The following is a 24,383-nucleotide window of genomic DNA, read 5'->3' on the forward strand; positions in this document are numbered from 1 at the left end:
TATTAAAAACCATAGACAGTAATAAAGAAACATTGTAAACTAAAGGCAAATGTTCAACACTTCACAATCTAATGAACTTTTCTCTTGCTCATTAGTTCACAATTTTATAGTAGTGAGCTTCGTCTTTGTTCTCATATTTTCACATGCGTATGCTCACTATTTCACATGTGGTGTTGAAATATAATAAAGGGGGCGCATGTAAATGGCCAAGAAAGATATTGTGATCATTGGTGCTGGGTATGCCGGGGTTCATGCGGCGAAAAAACTAGCGAAAAAATTCAAGAAGGATGAAGCGGTTTCCATTACACTCATTGATCGTCATTCCTACCATACGATGATGACAGAATTACATGAAGTGGCGGCACACCGTGTTGAACCAGATGCAATCCAGTTTGATTTACGAAGATTATTCAATCGTACAAAAGTAAAATTAGTGACAGATAATGTAACCCATGTTAATTATGAAACAAAATGTGTAACCACGGAACATGGAACCTATCAATTTGATTATCTTATTTTAGGCATGGGTGGTGAGCCTAATGATTTTGGTACACCTGGAGTGGCTGAACATGCCTTTACCCTTTGGTCATGGGAAGATGCTATTAAACTACGAGAACATATTGAAAAAACAGTACGTAAAGCAGCAGCCATTCAAAATGATGCAATCCGCCGTGCCATGTTGACTTTCACAGTATGCGGTTCTGGTTTTACAGGAATTGAAATGGTCGGCGAATTGCTAGAATGGAAGACTCGCTTAGCGAAAGAATATAAAGTAGATGAAAATGAAATCACTTTATATGTGGTAGAAGCAGCACCAACCATCCTGAACATGCTTGATCGAAAAGGCGCAGATAAAGCTGAAGCATATTTAGTAAAAAATGGAGTCAACGTTTTAAAAAGTTCCCCTATCGTTGAGGTAAAGTCTGATTCCGTTTTACTGGATTCAGGGGATGTCATAAAAACCCATACGTTAATTTGGACGGCGGGAGTTCAAGCAAATTCCGATACTAATGATTATGGAATGTCTGCTGGTCGTGCCGGAAGATTAAAAGTTAATCAATTTATGGAAGCAGAGGAATTAGACAATGTATATGTAGTGGGAGACTTAGTCTATTTCGAAGAAGAACCAGGTAAGCCAACGCCACAAATTGTAGAAGCAGCCGAACAAACAGCTGGGACTGCTGCTAACAGTATTATTGCAGAAATTACGGGTGGAGAAAAACAACCGTATAAAGGAAAATACCATGGAGTCATGGTTTCCATCGGTGCAAGATACGGAGTAGCGAATTTAAGCGGCATCCATTTAAGCGGCTGGTTTGCTAATTTCATGAAACATATGGTGAATCTATATTACTTCTTCGGGATTAGAAGCGGATATTATATGTACCAATATATATTGCATGAGTTTTTCCATACGAAAGATAAACGGAATATTTTCCGGAATACGACCACTCGGTACGGCAATGTATTGTGGAGCTTCCCTCTCCGTTTAATGGTTGGAGGTTTTTGGATTGCAGAAGCAGGTGCAAAAATTTGGGGTCACGAAAGATGGAAAGAAGCAACAGCAAGTTTCTCTACATTTTTCAAAGGGATCGGCGAAGATTCTTGGTTAACAGGCAATACGGTTACAATGCCTTTCGACTGGCTGCAAACAGCAACAAGCGGAGCAAGTGAAGCTGCCTCTGGAGACTGGGCTACACCTATTTTAAACCATATGCCGGGTTGGTTTGAATGGATTATGAAACTCATGCTTCCAACTCCTGAAATAGCGATTTTCATGCAAAAAATGATGGTTTTTATCGAATTAGCGATTGGTCTAGCCATTCTTTTCGGCTTATTTACTTGGTTGGCGAGTTTTATGAGTTCAGGATTCCTTCTTATGTTTACGTTCAGCGCCATGCTAGGATGGGATAAATTCTGGGCACTCCCTGCTTCCATCGCATTATTAAACGGATCTGGTCGAACTCTTGGTTTAGATTATTGGATTATCCCCTATTTACAAAAAAAATTAGGCGGCTTTTGGTACGGCAATGTTAGAGGCTTTTATAAAGACCGCTAAATCATTTAAAAAGCTATTTTGCAAACATTGTTTCTGTACCAAGGTAGTGCTTGGTTGATTTCCGCTACAGTTGCTCGCTTTCCGGAAAGCGTCCGCCTGGAACGGAAATCAACGGTGGTAGAAAGACATGTAGTATGTAGATTATCAATCTCATTAATACAAAATTAGTAATAATACAATCTTCCTGTTTAATAATAGGAAGAGAAATGAAAATATGGTAAGGAGGAATTAGACATGAGAGACTTTTATCGGATGATGAAAAAATGGGATTTAATCATAATCATCCTTCTCATTCTATTTTCCTTTTTACCATTTTCAATTTTTAGCTATCAACAAGCTAATATAATGGAAGCTAGTTCACGATATGTTGCGGTCATAACTGTCGACAAGAAAATAGTAAAAGAAATCGAACTTTCCAGCCATACGGGAACAGAAAGCTTTAAAATTGTAGGGCATAAAGATTCTGATGTGAATGTAATTGAAGTGAAAAACAATCAAGTTCGAATGAAAAGTGCTACATGTTCCGACCAGGTCTGTGTTAGAACGAGGCCAATTTCAAAACCAGGGCAAACGATTATTTGTTTGCCACATAAATTAGTGATTGAAATTAAAGCCATTAATGGAGATTCAGAAGAAATGATCATTAGTTCATAACAATTAGGAGGCTATAACGATGACAAAAAATCAACGAATTGTTTATATAGCGTTATTAGCCTCCCAAGCTGTTATTATTAGTTTACTCGAAAGGGCAATCCCCTTCCCTTTTGCTTTTGCTCCAGGCGCTAAATTAGGATTGGCAAATATCATTACATGCATGGCGTTATATACGTTATCAACAAAAGATGCCGGTAAAGTAGTTGCGACTCGTCTTGTGCTATCAACCCTTCTCGGTGGAACGATATCTACTTTCATGTACTCGGCATCGGGGGCTGTTTTAGGCTTTGTCGGCATGTGGTCAGTGAAAAAACTCGGTCCAAAACGAATCAGCTTAATTGGCGTAAGTGTAACGGGGGCCATCTTGCATAACGTCGGCCAACTTGTTGTAGCGAGTTGGATTGCGCAAACTTGGACTGTTCTTCTCTATTTACCTGTATTATCATTCATCGGAATATTATCAGGTATAGCCATCGGCGTATTCGCTAATTATTTGCTGACTCATGTAGAAAAATTACATTATTATCGATTTTTACAAGAATCTAAATCAGAAAATATATCATTGTAAAAGAAGTCAATAAAATCTTCTAGCTGCTTATGTAAAAAAACGTGCTTCGTTGTTTTAATAGGGATCCAACTAATGACAGCTTTTATATTAGTAAGGCTATCTAGCAGGACAAGATCTTCTTCATCTCTGATTAAAACCACTTTTGGATAATGGGATTTTTTATATCCCTCAACGAGTATGAGATGTAGCGTAAAATGATGATACATATTAATAATATCATCAAGCCTCCACTCACTTTTAGATGCTTCTATTAGTAAAGTGCCTTCGCCTTCAACACTGGAAACTTCTGCTCCCGCTTGACTATGCCTGATGGAGTCTTTATTTATACTGGGGTTATTAGGTGAGCCTCCGTGCCCATGATGCTTTATTGTTCCAATTCTTAAGCCCTGAGCTTTGCCTGATTTAATCAGTTCTTCCATCAATGTCGTTTTTCCGCTATTTTGATATCCTACGATTTGGAAAACTTTGCTTCCACCCATGGCACATCACTTCCTTGTTGATCATCAAGCAATAATATTTCTACATGATCGCCTTTCATGTAGCCCCTTGTTCCTCCCGGCAGAATTATTAAACAATCTGCCCATGCTAAAGATGTGACAACCCCCGATTTATCCAAACCAACAGGCTCAACAAAAACAGCGCCATCTTTAAATAAAATCTTGCCTCGTACAAATCTACTAAACGGATTAGGTTTAGGAAAATCATTTTTTAATGTACCACTGATTGTGCGTAAAAATGGTTTTTCCGAACGAAGCCAATAACGAATATAAGGGCGTACAAATAATTCAAATCCGATATAACAAGCCGATGGATTTCCTGAAAGTCCAAATAATAACTTGCCATCTTTTTCAGCACAGCTCGTTACACTTCCAGGGCGCATTGCTATTTTGTTAAATAATAGATTTGCTCCTAGCCTGCGATAGATTTCTGGTAAAAAGTCATAATCTCCTACAGAAACCCCGCCAGTAGTGATCAAAATATCACATTCTATTAAAGCCTGATTAATCGTTTCATACAGATTATCCAAGTTATCCGATATCGAACCGTATCGTTTATAACGGGCACCTGCCTGTAAAATTTGGGATTCTATCATAAACCCATTACTATTGCGGATTTTTCCTGGGACTAGATCTTCGTCAGGGTCTAAAAGCTCGCTCCCTGTTGCAATAATTCCTATTAAAGGTCGACTGGATACATTTACTTTGCTGTAACCGAAAGTTGCAAGCAAAGCTTTTATCCCTGGATTAATCACTACCCCTCTTTCAATTAAAGGAGTTCCTTTTTTCGTGTCCTCACCTTGAAAGGAAATATTATCACCTTTTTTTAAAGGACGTTTGATTGTAATAAATGTTCCATTATTATTTTGCTCTTCCTTTACCAGCTCCAACATCATGACGCAATCTGCACCAATTGGAATTTGTGCCCCAGTCATGATTCTTACCGCTTCCATATGTCCAATATGATGGATACTAACTTGCCCTGCTCCAATCTCATCTACTACTTGAAAAGTGAGTGGTGTGTCTCTTGATGCATCCTTTGTATCAATTGATCTTAAAGCAAAGCCATCGTAAGGAGAGCGATCAAATGGTGGTACATCATGATCGGCAATAAGTGGTTCCGCCAGAAATCTCCCATCGCAATCGTCTAAAGATATGGTTAATGTCCCGCCAATTTTTTTATGCTGCATTACTTGTTCAATTGCATCCTTTACCCATATCGGTTTTCTCCGTTCAACCATGGTCAAATACCTCCGATATACGACATTTTTTTCCATTGTAACATTTACATTTTTATATCACTAGTAAAGCGATTAGCAGGAAGTGACAATCAACGCTCGTTATTATAAAATAAACGTATTGTTTTTGAAGGGATGGGGATTGATGAAAAAAGCGCATCTCCTTTTAATCTTTGTTATATTTATTTCTTCATTTTTGACAAATAAGCAAGTTTTTGCCGCGAAAGTGCCTATTCCTGTTGGAGATATTTATGTACAAGATTTTGCATATATTTTATCTTCAGCTCAAAAGAAAGAATTAATAAAACTTGGTACATATTTGGACAAGGAGTCCAAAGCACAAATAGCAGTATTAACTGTTCAATCTCTTGAAAGTGTTCCAGTCGAAGAATATGCTGCGAATGCTTATAAGGAATATGAGTTAGGTAGAAATGAAGAGAATAATGGGATCCTTTTACTATTTGCGCTAAATGACCGTAAGATTTATATTGAAGTCGGATCCGAGCTTAAGAAAAGATTGACTGATAAGAATCTAGGTAAAATTTTGGACACTCACGCATTGCCATATCTAGAAGATGGCGAACTATCACAAGCAATAACAAACACTTATAAAAAACTTTTTAATGAGGCCGCTGATGAATATGGTATTAAAAAGCAAGTAAAAACAGAAAGCTTCGAATATGGATATAGTGATGGTAAAGGGATATTGTCTCTTATTATCTTTATATTTGTTGTTCTTGCCATCATTTATTTAGATTATCGTTTTTTAGGAAGCGCCATTGTTTTAACCATTTTAAGGATGATTGCTGTGATAATCCGAAGAATTCGGAAGCGGACTCACAGAAGGCGTTCCCGTAAGTAAGGCTGTCTTTGGACAGCCTTTGTCTTTCTCTTTTCATTATAATATTGACTTTAATAATAATTTTTTAAGTAAAGGCAGCAGCAGGTCGGGTAACTCTTCTACAGTTGGAGCAACTAGACTATAAGGTCCGTAAATATTTTGAAAAACTTTTCTTTGCTCATCCCCCACTCCATTTTGGGAAAGGAAGATATTGAAAACCTCAATCCCTCTTTTTCGTGCCTCTACAACGGCAGCATGTGTATCAATAATCCCATTTTGACTATAATTCAAGGCAGCAGGCTCTCCATCGGAAAATACAATTAAAAATTTTTGTTTTTCAAGTCTTCTCAGTAATCGCTCACACATAATCCTGATTGCAAATCCATCCCGATTATCTTCCTCCGCTTCAAGCGCCATAATTTCTGGTCCTGATTGAGCAATTAAAGATGTGGTAAAATCAATAACCCTTTTAAAATAATTCGGCTGTAATTTTGAAGAAGCTTCATTGGCATCTTCCCAAAATCCAGTTACTTCATGAGGAACTTTAACTGATTTCAATGCCTCATGAAAAAGAATGATGCCTTTTTTTGTTTCCTTCATTTTATCTTCCATCGATGCGGAACAATCCACAAGTAAACTGAATACAGCATCTATTTCCTTTGACTCATCATTTTTTTTATGGAAAAGACGAGGTTGTTCATCAGTAAAAAATCTAATCAGTTTCCTATTTAATTTACCGAATTGTAAATCGGAACGTGGCAATGCCTTTTTATGTTCCAATGTAAGATCGATCGATTTTTTCAATCTTTTTTGATAGATCTGCACATGATTTTTTAATAGTTGGTATTCTGAAAAATGGTCGGGCGAAAGCGATACTTTTGTTAAAAAGATCGCTTCTGCATGTTTATTTTCTATTCCGTATGGAGTATTTCTTCCACCTTGAGTGGTATCTATTTTCTCCAAAGTTTCTAAATTTGAAAAATCCTTGGTTGTTGTTTTTTTAGCAGAACCTTGAACAATGGCAAGAGCTTGGTCTCCCGCCTCCCCTTCTCTTGCATTATTTGTTAACATATCGGTTTTCGTTCCTTGATTTAAATCAAATTGAAGAAAAGAATCTCCAGGTGTTTTCGTTTCGCGGTGCCATGTTTTAAGTTCTTCCTCAAAAACCTCTTCATTACCACTGCTTTTTTCATCTACTTTGTCGTCATTAATAAGCGGATCCTTTCTTAGCAAATCATTATAATGCATATCTTGCGTTTCAAGAGGATTTAGATAAAGATGGAAATAATCATTCACCATATCACGATTAATATTATTTTCTAGCAACCTTACAATCGAGTGGCAAATTTCCGCTACTTCAATTGTAGATGAAGCATCATAAAGATGTTCAACTGTGCTTCTCAATAATGGCATTAAAGAATCGATATTCTCATTTAGAGACGGAAGATGGAAGAAAGGTGTATCACTATTCATTATTAAATAAATTAAGTTAAAAATGGCATCAGGAAAGAGGCTTCTTTCTCTGTTTACTTTTAATTGAGTTTCAAAATAGTTATTGTAAATATTGCGTCTAATACGAAATTCCTTCGTCATTCCAGGCCGAGCTTTTTTACAAAGCTCTTCTATTCTTAAATCTTCAGTAAGCGCAAAAAGCTGTTTTGCAAAACGAGGAATATTTGTCGTTTCTGACCAATTCCCGTATCGCGCAACTACTTTGTCATTAGTAAAATACATATTTCCTAATGCTCTTAAATAAACATCGCTCTTCAAGCCCGCTCTCATGATTATTTCGGGACGATGATTCCAAAAATGACTGACATATACTTTCTTTTCAGCTTTACTAATATATGAATGGACTCGGAACTCTGTATGATATTCATGGTTTTTTGATAAAGTCTTTGTTAAATCGGCGAGTTCCATTAATAATAAAGAATCAATTTTTTCGTCATTAAAATCAATGAATCGATACATATTCACATCGTTCACCTTCTATATAAATAGGGTTTGTGCTATATTCATAACAGCAGCTTTTTCCCTTTCCTCTTCTAATTTATCCGCGATACCCCGCTGGATTGCACGCAAAGGCGGTAGATAGACAGCTAAATCGCAAGTATCAATTAACGCACGAATGGATGCCGCTTCTTCAGGAATTTGTCCATTTCGTACTTGGGTTATTAAGTCCTCAGATAAGATGACGAATTTATCAATCTTAGCTTCATCTTTTAAAATACTTTCGTTAACTAGAACTTCCTTTAAAATATCTCCTTGAACGTACGGCACTTCAATGACGACAAAGCGATTTTTTAACGCTTCATTAAGTGGGACTGTGCCGATATACCCTTCGTTAATAGCTGCAATGACTCCAAAATTTTCTTTTGCCCTTACAACCGTTCCTGTAAATGGGTTAAATACCATGCGCCTATAATCCAATACACTGTTTAAGATCGGCAACGTTTCAGGTTTAGCCATATTGATTTCGTCAATATACAATAAATGTCCTGTATTCATTGCCTTAATAACTGGTCCAGGTATGAATTCAATCGTATTTTTACCTTCCTCTTGTCCAATCGTCTTAAAGCCAAGTAAGGCTTCGGCGTCCATATCAACCGAACAATTAATGCTTTGCATCGGTTGTCTGAAAATGTTTGCAAGTGTTTCTGCAAGCTTTGTCTTTCCAGAGCCGGTAGGTCCTTTTAATAACACATTTTTCCCTAAAGACAATGCTGTAATAGCATCTGCCAATAAATAATCATCTGCAGCAACAAATCCGCCTTTAGATATAAATAGTTCATCTGAATTCGAAAATAGTAAACGTCTATCTTCAATTAGTTTTTCAATCTCTTTTGGTATGTTTAGTGAGTTCATAATGGTGATTCCTTTCTCTTGCTATATAATCTACAATATAAAAAAGCCTGCATATCAGCAAGCTTTTCACATCTAAAAAATTTTTATTTAGCCTAGGCTTCTTGTTCCATTATTTCGAATATGTTCACTCTTTTGATAATAGTATAAACCTCTTCCTAATTTCATAATATTATCATCCGTTTTTTTAATAGTATTCATAAAAGTCGTCATATTAGCAATTCTAAATCCAGTTCTATCTTCAATTTGTTTTTGAAGTACCGATCCTCTAATTGGTGCATCCTGTTCCTTTAATATCGTAATAGCAGATTCTCTCATTTTAGTTGTTTTGCTTCTTCTAGAAGGCCGGCCTTTTCTAGTTTTGGGAGCATTTTCTAAGGTGTTTGAAGGCACTTCTATTAATTTGCTATGAGAATCTATATAATGAATATTCTCGACTGTTGCAGCTTCTTGCTCAGACGTAGAATCTAACTCTCTAAGTCTATTAAATATTGCTTCCCTTTCTGTTTGTAATTTTGAAAGTAATTGCTCCTCAGCTTCTTTCATCTGCTCCAGTCTCATTTTTAATGCTATTCTTTCATTAAACATATTTTCGCCCCCTAACTAATAAATAAACTTTCTAAATAGCAAGTATATTTATAATTATAGTTTACTGTAGTATAAATAGTAAAGAGTATAAAAAAACAATTTTCATCTTTATTCTGCGGGAAAATGTCGAGTTTTAAGCGAAAACATAAAATAATGTTTGTAATTATCAGAAAGTGTTAATTATAACTATATTTGAAGATAATTACAAAAGAAGATACTGAAAGATATGAAATATTGACTGGGATAAAATGTGGAGTGAAGAAGTAATCTTTATGAACGAGGTGAAAAGAAAATGGAACTTAGAGTTAGAAGAAATACTGTTAAAAAATAACTGTATTTCTTCTTTTCTTATTGTTATCGCTTTCCTTTTTTAGAAAATAAGAGTAAAATGGTTTTTATATAGAGAATAATCCAATTTCACGAGGAGGTTTTTTACTGGCATGAAAATCATGAGTAACGAACTGCTAGTTGCTGCCTATCGAGACGCGAAAAAGAATGAGCACGAGAGTGAATGGATACAATTATTAAAATCGGAAATGAAAAAGCGTGGGTTAAAACCATAATAGATTTATAGTAATTCTCTATTAAACATTAAGATTATGACTGGCGTGCCTTTATTGGGCACGCTTTTTTACTGTTCTTCAATCCGTGGCGACGCTGGGTTGCAGTCTGGCTGTTGTGAATTTATTGACTGTGCCAATTTTGTTAAGTAATAACATTCCTCCCTGAACATGTGATCTGCCATTAATGCCGGAAATGTCCCAAGTACCTGTTCAGAAATCTCGAGATCTAAAATTTCATTTAGAAATATTTGAAATGCTTGTATTTCTAATCTTGCCTCCTTATTTAAACGAGAAAGTGCTGGAAATTGATAAATATGAGTACGCAAATATCCAGCAAATTCAACTGCTTTTAAATAAAGATGCTCAAAATCCTTATTAAAAATGGCACTTTCATGCTTAAGCATTTTTTCTGTACTATCTAATTGATCCTGAATAGCTCCCGCATGACCTGCCGCATCACTAAGCCATAATAAGTGGTGATGCAATTCATGGGAATGCGGCGGCGATTCATTCTTTAAAAAATAGCTGAGAATTCTCTCGTATTCTTCTAGTTCATTCACCATATGGTTGACAAATGTTGATGATAAATGAAATTTGATCTTTTTAAACAGCAATTTTTCAATCAAAGAAAATTTGAATTTTTTTAACTCACTTGTTGCAGCTTTTGCTTCAGAAGTTAACGTGATGCCTTCTTCGATATTTGTTAAATGTCTTGCTCGTGTCAATAATTGGTCAAACTTATGTTTGAATTGTTGTGCCAACTTTATATCGATTGTTTCGGATGGAGCTAAAGAATCCAAAATGAACCTAGAATGATCACCCAAAATTTGCAGCCAAAATTCGTGTTCAAATTTCACTTCATTTAATGTAAGAGACAAAATGACGCCCTCCTCATAGTTGCATTCATAAGAGCATATTCTAAGTGCATGATTTCTTATGCATAAAATACAAATACAGTCTATTGAGAAGGATAATTGGGGTTATTCCCATTTCTAATTGGACAAGGTTAAGATTAAAATTGATACTTTGTCCAATATACCTGTCTTGTTGGACAAACTCGTGAGTAAATTCGGAACTTTGTCCAATAATACCACTCTGGTTGGACAAACTCATGAGTAAATTTGCAACTTTGTCCAATATACCTCTCTTGTTGGACAAACTCATGATTAAAATTGGAACTTTGTCCAATATACCACTCTGGTTGGACAAACTCATGAGTAAATTTGCAACTTTGTCCAATATACCTCTCTTGTTGGACAAACTCATGATTAAAATTGGAACTTTGTCCAATATACCACTCTTGTTGGACAAACTCATGAGTAAATTTTCAACTTTGTCCAATATACCACTCTTGTTGGACAAACTCGTGATTAAAATTGAAACTTTGTCCAGTATACCGCACTTGTTGGACAAACTCATGAGTAAATTTGGAACTTTGTCCAATATCGAAAGTTGAAACATAAAAGAACGACCACATAAAATGCGGTCGCTCCTTAGTTTTCATTAACCTTCTAACAAAAGATCTTCTGGATTTTCTAATAAATTTTTAATTGTTACGAGGAATCCAACAGCTTCTTTTCCGTCGATTACTCGGTGGTCGTAGGAAAGTGCTACATACATCATTGGGCGGTTTTCCATACGTTCTGCATCAATTGCGACTGGTCGAGTTTGAATGGTATGCATACCTAAAATTCCAACTTGTGTACCGTTTAGGATTGGTGTTGAAAGCAATGATCCAAAAACTCCGCCATTTGTAATAGTAAATGTTCCACCTTGCAAATCACTTAAGGCTAGTTTATTATCTCTTGCTTTTTTAGCTACTCCTAAAATATCTGCTTCAATCTCAGCGAAATTTTTGCGGTCGCAGTCGCGAATGACTGGAACAACTAGGCCTTCATCTGTAGATACCGCTACACCGATATCATAGAACTTTTTCAAAAGTAATTCGTCACCTTGCAGCTCAGAATTGACAGCAGGATATTTCTTAAGCGCTGCAACTACTGCTTTAGTGAAAAATGACATAAATCCTAGGCGTACATCATGTTGCTCAAAGAATTTATCCTTTTTACGTTTACGAAGATCCATAACTGCCGTCATATCAATTTCATTGAATGTTGTTAACATTGCTGCATTTTGCTGAACTTCAACAAGTCTTTTTGCAATTGTTTGGCGGCGTCTTGATAAACGAACACGTTCAACAGGCTTGCCTTCTTCTTGAACAACAGCTGGAGCGGCTTTAGGCGTTGGTGCTTGCCCGGCAGGCTGCTGCGGCTGATTAGAAAAGGATGTAATATCTTGTTTTCTAACACGGCCAAGTGGATCAACAGTTGGAACTTCACTTAAATCGATTCCTTTTTCCCTTGCTAGCTTGCGAGCAGCAGGAGAAGCAATTGGTCGATCTTTTTTCTCAGTTTCAGCTTGTGCTTGTTCTTTTTGCGGTTCTTCAACAGCAACTTCTTCTTTTACAGGCTCAGCAGCTGGCTGTGCCTCTGTTGCTTGCTCTCCACCAGCTTCTACAATGGCAATAACTTCGCCGACTTGGACAGTATCGCCTTCTGCTGCTTTTAATTCTTTTACTACGCCGGATTCTTCAGAAATTACTTCGACATTGACCTTATCTGTTTCAAGTTCAACGATGTATTCTCCCTTTTCAACATGCTCACCCGGTTTTTTTAGCCATTGCGCGATTGTACCTTCCGTAATCGATTCTGCTAATTCAGGTACTTTAATTTCAGCCACTTTGAAATCCTCCTCTAATCTTAACCAATCAAATTATCAAATTTTGCTTTGCTTAAATGACAATATTATCTTGTAAATGCTTCTTGAATAATGCGATTTTGTTCTTTTTTATGGATAGTTGGATCTCCTTCAGAAGGACTAGAACGTCTCCGTCTTCCTGTATACTTAACGTCTACCCCTTTAGGAGCTACCCCTCTTAAGTAAGGATCAACATGCATCCATCCGCCCATATTTTTTGGCTCCTCCTGTACCCAAACAAGTTCCTTGAGGTTTGGATAACTGGATATAATAGTTTCAATGTCTTTTTTAGGGAATGGATATAATTGTTCTACCCTTAAAATATGGAGCCAATCTAGTTCAGATTCATTTTTCAGATGTTCCTCAAGATCAATTGCAACTTTTCCACTGCACAGTACAATTCGCTCTACCGCTTCTTTATTTTGACCAAGTCCTGTTTGCTCAAGTACTGGATTAAAAGCACCTTCTGTAAATTCATCGACAGTTGAAGAAGCTAGTGGATGTCTAAGCAGACTCTTTGGTGTCATGAGTACAAGTGGTTTTACACCTTCCGTGCCAAGTGTCGCCGCCTGCCTTCTTAACAAATGGAAATACTGGGCAGAAGTTGATAAATTCGCAACAGTCCAGTTATTTTCCGCCGCACTTTGCAGGAATCTTTCGACTCTTCCGCTAGAGTGCTCCGGACCTTGCCCTTCATATCCATGTGGAAGCATCATGACTAAACCAGACTTTTGTCCCCACTTTGCTCTTCCCGAAGAAATAAATTGATCGAAATATACTTGAGCCATGTTGGCAAAATCACCAAACTGCGCTTCCCAAATGACAAGTGTTTCTGGTGCAAACACGTTGTAGCCATATTCAAAACCAACTACTGCAGCTTCAGTCAATGGACTGTTGTACACTACAAATGAAGAATTAACATTTGAAAGATGATGCATTGGAATGAACTCTTCACCCGTTTTTTCATCATGCAAAACTAGATTCCTTTGGGCGAAAGTACCACGCTGTGAATCTTGGCCAGTAAATCTGATCGGAGTACCTTCTTTTAATATTGAACCAAATGCAAGCGACTCTGCATGTGCCCATTCAATTTTGCCTTCACCGTCAAGAATATTTTCTCTTCTTTTTAAAATACGGCTTAGCTTTTGGAATACATTAAAGCTCTCAGGCCATTGCAATAATTCCGAGTTGATTGTCTTAAGTTCTTCTATTCCGACATTTGTTTTATATTGCTGTAAACCATTCATGACATATTCCGGGGGATTCATAGCAATATCATGGTCTTCTTCTTTACCAGAAACAGCGGTATCATACTCTTTTTGCAAGCGTTCTTGTATATCACTTTCCATTTTTGCAATTTCTTCTTTAGAAATTAATCCTTTTTCGACCAAACGCTCCGCATAAATTTCTTTTACAGTTGGATGGCTTTTAACAATATTGTACATTAAGGGATTTGTAACCATTGGCTCATCCATTTCATTATGACCAAACCTTCTGTACCCTATTAAATCTATGACAAAGTCTTTATGAAATTTTTGTCTATATTTGTATGCCAAAATGGCTGCGGCAAACACAGCTTCTGGATCATCAGCATTCACGTGAACTATTGGAATTTCAAACCCTTTTGCAATATCTGATGCATATTTCGTCGAACGCGAATCTGAACTTTCCGTAGTAAAACCTATCATATTATTCGCAATAATATGGATTGTACCACCCGTATTATAGCCTTTTAACTGACCCATATTAAGCGTTTCTTGCCCAATTCCTTCACCTGGGAAAGCTGCATCTCCGTGAACTGAAATTGCTACACTGCTAGCTACATCTTGTTCAGGATATCCGGATTTTCCGCGATTTTCTTGAGCAGCACGAGTATAACCATCAACAATCGGTCCTACTACTTCAAGGTGACTTGGATTATTTGCAAGGGTAATTCTTGTATTTGCGGTACTTCCCCGCTTTAATCTCCGATCTGCACCTAAGTGATATTTTACATCTCCAGTCCAACCATATGTAATACCAATCGAACCTTCAGATGGTATCAAATCTTTATTAGGAGCATGTTGAAATTCGGAAAAAATCATTTTATACGGCTTTTCCAGTACATGTGCAAGAACATTTAAACGCCCACGATGAGCCATCCCAATATTTACTGTTCTAGTTCCAGTTTCAACAGTTAGACTAATAATTCGATCCATTAAAGGGATAAGTGTATCAACACCCTCGATTGAAAACCGTTTTTGCCCTACAAATGTTCTGTGTAAAAACTTTTCAAATCCTTCAACTTCGGATAGTCGATTTAATAAATTGATACGTTGCTCTTTCGTTAGAGAAGGATAAAAACTTTCGGATTCTATTTGTTGCTGCAGCCAATTTTTTTCTTCCAACTCATGCACTTGATGATATTCAAACGCTAACTTTTTTGTATATACCTTTTTCAAGTGGTTGATTGCATCTAAACCATTTTGTAAATTGGAAGGAGCATTTGGTGAAATGAAAGATGCAGGAACTTGTTTCAGATCTTCTTCCGTTAAATTGTATTCTGAAAGCTCAATCCTTCTATTTTCTTTTTCTTTATCATCCAAAGGGTTAATATCTGCAGCTAAATGACCATATGTACGAATATTATCTGCGAGCTTAACTGCTGCAACCATCTTACTGAGTAAATTTGGGTTAGTCGGAAGCTGGAAAGAAACATCAGCTTGCCCTTTTGTTGACTCTTCCTCAACAATAGCAGCAGGTGCACCCCATTGATCAAACAGTTGTTTCAAATCAGGTTCAACGCTATCTGGATTTGAAAGATATTGCTCATATACTTCAATGACATAACCAAGGTTAGGTCCAGAAAAATTATGCCAAGGTGTCCCTTGATATGAAGCCTTTTTACTCATTAGTGATACGCCTCCACCATTTCAACCATAATTTTTGTTTTTCATATAATGTTCATAATACTTTCGTGAAAAGCTCACAATCTCCATTTTATCATTGACAAACCTTAATATAAAGACTAAATATTGTTTTTTCATCCGATTTTGGCTAATATTGTCGAATGAAAAAGATTGTTTTCCCTTATTGCCTTTTAACCATATCAATCTTACTATGATTACTTAAAAATTCCAATGGTTTTGCTTGATTGTTTTCCATCGTGATTCCCACCTAAGCCTACTTTCGCATATATTGTGATAAAGTCATTGAAGTTGGAGTGAGAATTATGTTTCCATGGGGGATGTTTCCTTTTAATGAGGATATAAAAAAGTTAACAGAACAATTAAATCCTTCAGACGTTCATTCATATGTCAATGATATGATGAAAAATTTAATGAAAAATTCTCCAATGGAAAATATGCTTTCACAACAAACGAATAACAAGAAAGAGCCACAAATGTCTAATAACGAAGTTTCTGCACAAGTATTCGAAACTTTTGATGATGTTTACGTAAGAGTCCATTTAGCACCAGAAATTTCATTAAAACAACTAAGAATTTTTCATACGTCTAACCAAGCCATTATAGAAAACTTACAAGGAGAAGGAAGCAGACAAATATTTACACTACCTTGTCTCGTCAAAAAAAAAGGAGCCTCCGCTCAAGTGAAAAACCAAATATTAGAAATAAAGATTCCCAGAAGCGATGACCTTCAATATACAGAAATAACTGTTTCAGAGAAATTATAAACTCTTCATTGGCAATAGTTTTTGAAATTTCTCTTTCATATCTTGAGCAAGTTCAGGAATGGTAACAACATATGATATTTCCTCATAATTTTTTCGGTCATGGAAAAATAATCGATGTAGAAAAGATATATTTAATCCTGGGTTAGGGCGTTCCTGTAGTTCAAGCTTTAATCCAGGTTCAATATTCCCCTCTTTTAATACCTTTGCAAAATACCCTGTTTTTCCCGATTGAATAATATTGTTAAGCATCCCTTTAATCCCGTTAGATTGATCAATCGTAACACACGGAATCCGTCCTTGAGTTATTTGGACCATTGTTGTACCAATTTGATATATATCACCAATACAAACATCATCTTCAAGCATATTCGTAATGGTCAGGTTCTCTCCAAACGAAGGAATTTTCAGATTTTCCCCTGTTTGCTCTTCCCACCATGAGTAATGTTCAAATGGATAAAAACAAATGGCACGATCTTCCCCTCCGTGATTCTTCAAATCCTCTACTCCATCTTGGTCAAACCCCTGCTTGCGGATAGACGCAGTTTGGACTTGCTGTTTTCTAATACCTGATTTAAAAGTTTGACCATAATGATTGCTGATTATTTGGGGTCTTCCAATACTGACTGCTTTAATTATCATCTTTATCCCTCCCATTAAATGCCCTATGTATATTAGGATAAAAAAATCCTATAAGTAAATATTAACCTTACTATGCTTGAAAGGAAATAGCCATGGAACGACAAGTACATAATTCGCTCTTTTCACGCTTTGAAGAAAAAAAAGGAAGTAAATGGGCAATTATTGCTATTGCCTCCATTCCTTTAATCATGACATTAGGAAACTCCATGCTTATTCCAATTCTACCTTTAATGGAAAAGCAATTACATATTTCAAAATTACAATCAAGTTTAATCATTACCGTATACTCAATTGTCGCCATCTTTTTAATTCCAATAGCCGGTTTTCTTTCAGATAAATTTGGCAGGAAAATTGTCATAATCCCTTCATTAATTATTGCTGGACTCGGCGGCATTCTTTCTGGTTATGCTTCGTGGCAGTTCGACTCAGCTTTTACTTGGATCATTGTAGGAAGAATCCTTCAAGGGATTGGGGCCGCTGGGGCATTTCCGATAGTTCTCCCTTTAGTTGGCGATATTTACAAGAAGGAAGAAGACGTAAGTTCATCGCTGGGGATCATTGAAACAGCCAATACATTTGGTAAAGTATTAAGTCCAATCCTTGGCTCCTTAATAGCAGGATTACTTTGGTTTTTGCCTTTTTTCGCTATTCCTGTTTTCTGCTTTATTTCTTTAGTATTAATCATGATATGTGTGAAAAAACCAAAGGACGATGACCATCAGCTTTCTTTTGGAAGGTTTGTCAAAAATACAAAAACAATTTTTAAGGAACATTGGAAATGGTTATTCGCTGTCTTTATAATTGGGGCAATCATCATGTTTATATTGTTCGGACTCTTATTTTATTTGTCATCCATCCTTGAAGATAAATATGGGTATGATGGAGTAAAGAAAGGATTCTTACTTGCAATCCCCCTTGCCGCTTTATGTATTGCTTCTTTTATTGCCGGAAAGGTCATTAAAGACAGTCTAAAAAAGATGAAATGGATAACTTTTTTTGGAATGGTTTTGGCAGGCGTCAGTGTAGCAGCAACGATGTTTTCTGATCGATTTACTTATTTAATTATCGTAATTTTATTTTGTGGGATTGGAATTGGTGCATCGCTTCCTTGTTTAGACGCGATTTTAACTCAAAGTATTGAAAAAGAAATGCGGGGAACAATTACGTCTATTTTTAGTGCTATGCGTTTTGCTGGTGTAGCAGCTGGACCTCCCGTCATTGCAATCTTAATGAAAGGAAAAATCACCGATATGATCATACTACTCGCTGCCCTTAGTATCATTGCGGCACTATTAGCGTTTAAAGCAATAAAACCTGAAAAAGGAAAAAAAGTAGTTGAAATGGAGCCCGTATTCGAGTAATTGGCAAAACCTGTATATAATATATGTATACTAAGTAAGGGAGTGTTGTAAATGGCAGTCAATGTTTATATGAATTTCAATGGGAATTGTCGTGAAGCTGTACAATATTACGCTCAAGTTTTTAACTTAGGAACCCCTGAAATTATGACTTTCGGAGAACAACCTTCTCATCCTGATTATCCACTTACGGAGGAAATGAAACAATTAGTTTTGCACGCTCGTCTTAACATTTTTGACAGTGATGTCATGTTTTCAGACACAATGCCGGGGATGCCTTTTACAGTAGGTAATAATATTACTTTGGCGATCGTCAGTCACAAGTTGGATGAAATGAAGTCTGCATTCAAGAAACTTGGGGAAGACGGTACTGTCAAAATGGAACTTCAAGAAACATTCTTTAGTAAATCCTATGGCCAATTAATAGACAAGTTTGGAGTGTACTGGCAATTTAGCTACGAAAGTGAAGAATAAAAAAGTCTCGGATATGGAATGGTTAAGAAATTCATTCCATATCCTTTTTTGTCTTATTTAAACCAGCCCTTCCTTTTAAACCAAATAAACATCCCAATACCAATAAGAAGCATAACAAACAGTGTGCCAATATACCCGTACTTCCACTCTAGCTCTGGCATATTCACGAAATTCATCCCATAAATACCCGCAATAAAAGTCAAAGGCATAAATATAGTTGTAATAACTGTAAGAACTTGCATAATGCGGTTTGTTTGATGAGCGTTTAAGGATAAATAACTATCTCTTATATCCGTCGTTAATTCCCGATTTTCTTCAATCATCTCGGATAATTTTATTAAGTGATTGTGAATATCAGTGAAATATTCCATTTTAGGCCGAAATTCCTTTAACCGTTCAGAATTTATTATACGATACACAAGGTCCCTCATTGGAGAAATAACATGCCGTATGGAAAGGAGATCATGTCTAGTATCATATAGGTCTTGCAGCAACAAACGCATTGGTCTCCGGGTAGAGTTTTCGTCTATATCATTTAGCACGTCTTCGATTTTTTCAACGATTGGAAAATAATTATCAACTATTTCATCAAGTACATGATATAAGACTTGGATAGAATCCCAATTTTCTATATTCGATGCCTGTATAATGCGGTTCCATACTTTTTCAATTTCTATTGAAGCTTCTTGGTGAAAAGAAACAATAAAATTTTCTCCCAAGAAAATATTTACTTCCTCTCTCAAAAGGCTCTCCCCGTTTATCGACTGGGCAACAAAAAAGAAATGGTCATCATAATAATCTAATTTTGGTCTTTGGATATTATTGATGCAGTCTTCAATCGCTAAAGGATGAAAGTGCAACGGATTTTTTAATAATTTTATCTCCTCATCTGCAGGACAATCAAAATCAACCCAATACCAAAGGAAATCCCCTTCAATTAATTCTTTAATATCTATATTTGTTAAACATTCATGATTTTTATTAATAGCAATTGTCTTAATCATTGTTTCTCCTATTCATATAAGCCGTTAATAGTATTTTATCCCTTTTGCTTTTGAGCCACACTTTTTAAGAATTAGTCCAACTCATCATTGAATAATTCTTATAATAACTATACCCATTAAGAAGAGACAAATAGATGAATTCCACCCTGTTTGAAAAGAACAAGCAAGAGAGTGATGCTCTTTTGGATAAGATTGCCCTTGTCCTTGAAAATGGCATGGCAGCGAAAGAAGTTGTTTGGAAGATATGATCATATGAACCTTACCATTAAACAAGATATGACAATTTTTTTAAACTAAAGATTTTAATAGTTGCTATTCCAAAACTCACATGCTATTATCATATCGATACTACATTTAGTATATTTATGATATTCCAATACTATATATTGAATTCCAACAAGTAAAGGTGCCCAGTCAGGGCTTAAAAGGGAATCCGGTGAAAGACCGGAACTGTCCCCGCAACTGTAAATGCGTACGAACGGGAAATGCCACTGTATTGATTTGCTTCACGGCTACGATACGGGAAGGACCCCCTACTAGGATGATGCATAAGTCAGGAGACCTGCCTTACTTGTCTGAGTTTCAATTCTTCGGGGACTTGAGAAGATGAAACGATAGTGAAAATACGTTTCTTCCTTTTCCCTATCGTTTGATCCGCTCCATTCCCGGGCGGATTTTTTTATTTTTAAAAAGAAAGGTGATTTAGATGACAACGATATCGAAAGAACAAGGAAACCGTACATTGGCATTTGATAAAAATAGGCTGGAGGCCTTTATTGAAAGGATTACTTCAATTAATTCAAAGGATTTCAATGAAAAGATATTCAGAAGTATCGAATCAAAAGATCAGTACAAGGCGGAGCATATCACCTCCCTCCTTATCAAAACTGCATTGGAAAATGTGGATGAAGTTAACACCCAATGGACTTTTGATGCTGCAAAAATTTATCTTCAAAGCTTATACAAAAAAGCGAGTGTAAACCGTTCATACGATAAAGAATTAAAATATGGAGATTTTTATGGACTTTTAAAAACACTAGCTGGAAAAGGAATTTACTCTCCTAATATATTAGAGAAATATACTAGAGAGGAAATAATCGAATTATCGAAATTAATAGAACCGAATCGTGATTTGCTATTTGATTATATTGGCTTGCATACATTGGCCACAAGGTATCTTGCAACTGACCATGAAAAAAATACATATGAACTTCCACAAGAACGTTGGTTAGTGATTGCGATGCATCTAATGCAGGACGAGCCAGTGCATCAACGTTCACATTTAGTTGCAGAAAGCTACTGGGCATTATCCAATCTTTATATGACCGTTGCAACCCCTACTCTAGCGAATGCCGGTCTTGCCCACGGACAATTATCAAGTTGTTTTATCGATACCGTTGAAGACTCATTGATGGGGATTTATAACAGTAATACTGATGTAGCAAGACTTTCTAAAGATGGTGGCGGAATTGGCGTCTATATGGGGAAAGTCAGAAGTCGCGGCAGTTCAATCAAAGGCTTTAAAGGAGCATCTTCCGGCACTATTCCTTGGATAAAACAATTAAACAACACAGCTGTCAGCGTTGACCAGCTCGGACGAAGAAAAGGCGCCATCGCTGTTTATCTAGACGTTTGGCATGCAGATATTCTCTCCTTTTTAGATTTAAAGTTAAATAATGGCGATGAAAGACAAAGAGCCCATGATATTTTTACAGGTGTGTGCTTGCCGGATCTATTTATGGAACAAGTGGAAAGACGCGGCGATTGGTACTTATTTGACCCTCACGAAGTAAAAAATGTAATGGGATATGCACTTGAAGACTTTTATGATGAGAAAAAAGGCGAAGGCTCATTTAGAGAAAAATATGAAGAATGTGTTGAAAATAATTCATTGAATAAAACTAAAATTCCTGCGATAAAGATCATGGCTCGAATTATGAAGTCGCAGCTTGAGACTGGTACACCATTTATGTTTTACCGTGATGAAGTAAATAGAAAAAATCCTAATAAACATGTCGGGATGATCTATTCAAGTAATTTATGTACTGAAATAATGCAAAATATGTCCCCTACGATTCAATATGAAGAAATAGTAGATGGAGATACGATTATCACTTATAAAAAAGCAGGTGATTTTGTTGTATGCAACCTTTCTTCTATTAATCTAGGAAAAGCAGTACCCGAAGACGTTTTAGGGCGCCTAGTTCCGATTCAAGTAAGAATGCTCGATAATGTCATCGACTTAAATACGATTAATGTAAAGCAAGCGACCATTACGAATAAAAAATATCGCAGCATTGGGCTCGGTACGTTTGGTTGGCATCATCTTTTAGCTCTTAAGGGAATTAAATGGGAATCCCAAGATGCTGTTACATTCGCCGATGAATTATATGAGCGTGTCTCTTTCTTGACCATTAAAGCGAGTGTTGAGTTGGCGAAAGAAAAAGGAGCCTACTCTCAATTTGCAGGGAGTGATTGGCAGACAGGTGATTATTTCAAACAACGTGGTTATTTAGAAGGTGCAAATGCGGATAGCTGGAAGGGTTTAATGAGTGAGATTGGAGAGCATGGAATTAGAAACGGTTACTTAATGGCAGTCGCCCCTAATTCCAGTACATCCGTCATCGCCGGATCTACAGCTAGTATCGATCCTATTTTTAAACCGTTTTATCACGAGGAAAAGAAAGATTTTAAGCTGCCAGTCGTTGCTCCCGATTTGGATCACAATACGTATGATATATACCGCCGTTCAGCATACATTGTCGATCAACGCTGGTCAATCTTGCAAAATGCCGCAAGACAGCGTCATATAGACCAAGCCATTTCGTTTAATTTTTATGTGCCAAATCATATAAAAGCTCAAGTAATGTTAGATTTGCATTTACAAGCGTGGGATCAGGGTTTAAAAACAACATATTACGTCCGTTCCACAGCATCGGACATCGAGGATTGTGTATGGTGCGAGTCTTAATATGCTATGCAAGTTTTAGTGGAAATACGAAGGAGACTGCAGAATTAATTGCCGAGACATTAAGAAATGACGGGTATGAAATATGTCTATATAGGATTGGATCTGGTAATATCCCAGATCCCTCCCTTTTCGATGTGATCATGATAGGTTCCTTTACATGGGCGAAAGGTGCTACTCCCAATGATGTGAAGGATTTCGTATATGAGGTTGGGTACAAACCACCATATGTTTTCATTTTTGGAACGGGAGATACACAATTTGGCGGAGATTTGTTATTTTGTAATGCGGTCGATAAACTAGCAAAGTTTTACAATACATCTTATGAACCATTAAAAATTGAACAAAGTCCAAGAGGATCACAAGAGGTTCGCGTCATTGCTTGGACGAAAGGAGTAATGAAACATTGTCTACAGTACTTAGTAAAGTAGTTATTTTAGAACCAACGAATCCAAATAAATCGACTGCCCTTTTTGGTGGAAAAGCGAGCGGAATCTTAAATTGGAATGATCTTGCCTACCCTCATTTTTACCAGCATCGCGAGCAAATTCGTGCACTTTTCTGGCGTGCGAGTGAAGTGGATATGTCTGCAGATATTAAACAATTTAATATTCTTTCAATAGAAGAAAAGACTGCTTTTTTAAAAATCATTGGATTACTCGCTACACTGGACGGCCCTCAAACAGATATGGCTGCGAGAATTTCGCATTTTTCTTCAGATCCGTCCGTGAAGTCGATTATGGCTACTATTGCAGACCAGGAAAGTGAACATAATCATAGCTATGCCTATGTGCTTTCTTCTGTAACTAATTTGATTGAACAAAATGAATCTTTTGAGACAGGCCGTAAAGACGAGATACTGTTAAAGCGAAACGAACGAATTATAGATGTCTATAACGAATTTGCCAATAATCCATCGATTTTAAATGTATTGAAAGCAATGGTCTACACCTCCCTTCTCGAAGGTCTATTCTTTTATTCTGGATTTGCTTTCTTTTACAATCTAGCGAGAAATCAAAAGATGGTTGGGACTTCTACGATGATCTCGTATATAAACCGAGATGAGCTGCAACATGGTCGTTTTATAAGTGAACTATTTCGAGCTGCACTAGCTGAAAATCCAGAATACAATACAAAAGAATTCACTGATTGGGTGTATGATCAGTTTAAACATTCAGTAGAACAAGAAACAATTTGGAGTAAATATGTGCTTGGTGGGATTGAAGGAATCGACCTAGTAGAAATGGAAGGATACATTAAATATCGCGCTAATAAAATGCTTAGACTTTTAGGTCTAAGTGAAATTTATGAGGATTTTACGGAAAATCCAATGAAATGGATTCGTGCTTATGTTGACAATTTCGATGATACGAAAACCGATTTCTTCGAACAAAAATCACGTCAGTATACGAAAACGAGTGATTTGAATGGGTTTGATGAATTATAATACAGCCTCTATTGAGATTATGTTCATTTGGGACTGAATTTTAGGTAAAATATGAAATTCCAGCTTAATTCAATCTCAATTTATAAAAATAAAGTTTTCCTATTCGAATCCTGGCCCGATTCGATCTCAATTCATGGAAATAACGTATTTCTGATCGAATCCACTGTCCATTCGACCACAATATATCAATAAA

At 36.5% G+C, this 24,383-nt stretch carries 21 protein-coding genes and 1 riboswitch; of the genes, 11 read left to right on the forward strand and 10 right to left on the reverse strand.

Features of this window, described 5'->3' with window-relative positions:
• Positions 1-202 precede the first annotated feature (202 nt).
• From NQ185_RS00530 to NQ185_RS00540, 3 genes are all read left to right on the forward strand, one after another.
• The gene (locus NQ185_RS00530) at positions 203-2,059 is read left to right on the forward strand and encodes an FAD-dependent oxidoreductase (RefSeq protein ID WP_257579567.1); all 1,857 of its coding nucleotides are present in this window, start codon (positions 203-205) and stop codon (positions 2,057-2,059) included.
• A gap of 234 nt (positions 2,060-2,293) precedes the next feature.
• The gene (locus tag NQ185_RS00535) at positions 2,294-2,713 is read left to right on the forward strand and encodes a NusG domain II-containing protein (RefSeq protein WP_257579568.1); all 420 of its coding nucleotides are present in this window, start codon (positions 2,294-2,296) and stop codon (positions 2,711-2,713) included.
• A gap of 19 nt (positions 2,714-2,732) precedes the next feature.
• Entirely contained in the window at positions 2,733-3,281 is a 549-nt protein-coding gene (locus NQ185_RS00540) for a Gx transporter family protein (protein WP_257579569.1), read from the forward strand.
• Here the strand turns inward: NQ185_RS00540 and mobB are convergent.
• Both mobB and NQ185_RS00550 read right to left on the reverse strand, forming a co-directional pair.
• The gene (mobB, locus tag NQ185_RS00545; protein ID WP_257579570.1) at positions 3,236-3,760 is read right to left on the reverse strand and encodes a molybdopterin-guanine dinucleotide biosynthesis protein B; all 525 of its coding nucleotides are present in this window, start codon (positions 3,758-3,760) and stop codon (positions 3,236-3,238) included. The two genes, NQ185_RS00540 and mobB, sit on opposite strands and share 46 nt — an antisense overlap.
• A complete protein-coding gene (locus tag NQ185_RS00550) occupies positions 3,730-5,019 on the reverse strand; it encodes a molybdopterin molybdotransferase MoeA (protein ID WP_257579571.1) in 1,290 nt (429 codons plus the stop codon). Before NQ185_RS00550 ends, mobB begins: the two co-directional genes overlap by 31 nt.
• Positions 5,020-5,161: 142 nt before the next feature.
• Between NQ185_RS00550 and NQ185_RS00555 the strand changes: the two genes are divergently transcribed.
• On the forward strand, positions 5,162-5,878 hold the full coding sequence (locus NQ185_RS00555; RefSeq protein WP_257579572.1) for a TPM domain-containing protein: 717 nt from the start codon (positions 5,162-5,164) through the stop codon (positions 5,876-5,878).
• A 36-nt stretch (positions 5,879-5,914) separates the two neighbouring features.
• Here the strand turns inward: NQ185_RS00555 and NQ185_RS00560 are convergent, their stop codons facing one another.
• The 3 genes from NQ185_RS00560 to NQ185_RS00570 form a co-directional block, all read right to left on the reverse strand.
• Positions 5,915-7,828, reverse strand: a complete 1,914-nt coding sequence (locus NQ185_RS00560) for a vWA domain-containing protein (RefSeq protein WP_257580029.1) — start codon at positions 7,826-7,828, stop codon at positions 5,915-5,917.
• Positions 7,829-7,846: 18 nt separating this feature from the next.
• Entirely contained in the window at positions 7,847-8,722 is an 876-nt protein-coding gene (locus tag NQ185_RS00565) for an ATP-binding protein (RefSeq protein ID WP_257579573.1), read from the reverse strand.
• An 87-nt stretch (positions 8,723-8,809) separates the two neighbouring features.
• Positions 8,810-9,307: a Rok-like winged helix domain-containing protein gene (locus tag NQ185_RS00570; RefSeq protein ID WP_257579574.1), complete on the reverse strand. Its 498-nt coding sequence runs from the start codon at positions 9,305-9,307 to the stop codon at positions 8,810-8,812.
• 440 nt (positions 9,308-9,747) lie between these two features.
• On the opposite strand from NQ185_RS00570, the gene sda reads away from it, so the two are divergent.
• A complete protein-coding gene (gene sda / locus NQ185_RS00575; protein WP_257579575.1) occupies positions 9,748-9,870 on the forward strand; it encodes a sporulation histidine kinase inhibitor Sda in 123 nt (40 codons plus the stop codon).
• Positions 9,871-9,938: 68 nt separating this feature from the next.
• On the opposite strand, the gene NQ185_RS00580 is transcribed toward sda, so the two are convergent.
• The 3 genes from NQ185_RS00580 to NQ185_RS00590 form a co-directional block, all read right to left on the reverse strand.
• On the reverse strand, positions 9,939-10,748 hold the full coding sequence (locus tag NQ185_RS00580) for a DUF2935 domain-containing protein (RefSeq protein WP_257579576.1): 810 nt from the start codon (positions 10,746-10,748) through the stop codon (positions 9,939-9,941).
• Between the two features lie 625 nt (positions 10,749-11,373).
• Positions 11,374-12,609, reverse strand: coding sequence for a 2-oxoglutarate dehydrogenase complex dihydrolipoyllysine-residue succinyltransferase (gene odhB / locus NQ185_RS00585; RefSeq protein WP_257579577.1), 1,236 nt, complete (start codon positions 12,607-12,609; stop codon positions 11,374-11,376).
• Between the two features lie 65 nt (positions 12,610-12,674).
• Positions 12,675-15,518: a 2-oxoglutarate dehydrogenase E1 component gene (locus NQ185_RS00590; RefSeq protein WP_257579578.1), complete on the reverse strand. Its 2,844-nt coding sequence runs from the start codon at positions 15,516-15,518 to the stop codon at positions 12,675-12,677.
• A 320-nt stretch (positions 15,519-15,838) separates the two neighbouring features.
• On the opposite strand from NQ185_RS00590, the gene NQ185_RS00595 reads away from it, so the two are divergent.
• Positions 15,839-16,300: an Hsp20/alpha crystallin family protein gene (locus NQ185_RS00595; protein WP_257579579.1), complete on the forward strand. Its 462-nt coding sequence runs from the start codon at positions 15,839-15,841 to the stop codon at positions 16,298-16,300.
• Here the strand turns inward: NQ185_RS00595 and NQ185_RS00600 are convergent.
• Positions 16,295-16,939 (reverse strand): MOSC domain-containing protein, encoded by a 645-nt coding sequence (locus NQ185_RS00600; protein WP_257579580.1) that lies wholly within the window; start codon positions 16,937-16,939, stop codon positions 16,295-16,297. The genes NQ185_RS00595 and NQ185_RS00600 overlap by 6 nt on opposite strands.
• Positions 16,940-17,031: 92 nt before the next feature.
• Here NQ185_RS00600 and NQ185_RS00605 point away from each other — a divergent pair, with 92 nt between their 5' ends.
• Together NQ185_RS00605 and NQ185_RS00610 are read left to right on the forward strand one after the other, a co-directional pair.
• Positions 17,032-18,300, forward strand: a complete 1,269-nt coding sequence (locus NQ185_RS00605; protein WP_257579581.1) for an MFS transporter — start codon at positions 17,032-17,034, stop codon at positions 18,298-18,300.
• Positions 18,301-18,351: 51 nt separating this feature from the next.
• Entirely contained in the window at positions 18,352-18,771 is a 420-nt protein-coding gene (locus NQ185_RS00610; protein WP_257579582.1) for a VOC family protein, read from the forward strand.
• Positions 18,772-18,824: 53 nt separating this feature from the next.
• On the opposite strand, the gene corA is transcribed toward NQ185_RS00610, so the two are convergent.
• Positions 18,825-19,775 (reverse strand): magnesium/cobalt transporter CorA, encoded by a 951-nt coding sequence (corA, locus tag NQ185_RS00615; protein ID WP_257579583.1) that lies wholly within the window; start codon positions 19,773-19,775, stop codon positions 18,825-18,827.
• Between the two features lie 386 nt (positions 19,776-20,161).
• Positions 20,162-20,359: riboswitch (cobalamin riboswitch) on the forward strand.
• Between the two features lie 122 nt (positions 20,360-20,481).
• Here corA and NQ185_RS00620 point away from each other — a divergent pair.
• The 3 genes from NQ185_RS00620 to NQ185_RS00630 are packed head-to-tail and all read left to right on the forward strand — an operon-like array spanning position 20,482 to position 24,190.
• Entirely contained in the window at positions 20,482-22,746 is a 2,265-nt protein-coding gene (locus tag NQ185_RS00620) for a ribonucleoside-diphosphate reductase subunit alpha (RefSeq protein ID WP_257579584.1), read from the forward strand.
• The gene (locus tag NQ185_RS00625) at positions 22,731-23,174 is read left to right on the forward strand and encodes a flavodoxin (RefSeq protein WP_257579585.1); all 444 of its coding nucleotides are present in this window, start codon (positions 22,731-22,733) and stop codon (positions 23,172-23,174) included. Before NQ185_RS00620 ends, NQ185_RS00625 begins: the two co-directional genes overlap by 16 nt.
• Complete coding sequence (locus NQ185_RS00630) at positions 23,150-24,190, forward strand: ribonucleotide-diphosphate reductase subunit beta (protein ID WP_257579586.1); 1,041 nt, start codon at positions 23,150-23,152, stop codon at positions 24,188-24,190. Before NQ185_RS00625 ends, NQ185_RS00630 begins: the two co-directional genes overlap by 25 nt.
• Positions 24,191-24,383 lie beyond the last annotated feature (193 nt).

This window comes from Lederbergia panacisoli (genome assembly GCF_024626525.1).
Taxonomy (GTDB): Bacteria; Bacillota; Bacilli; order Bacillales; family Bacillaceae_C; genus Lederbergia; species Lederbergia panacisoli.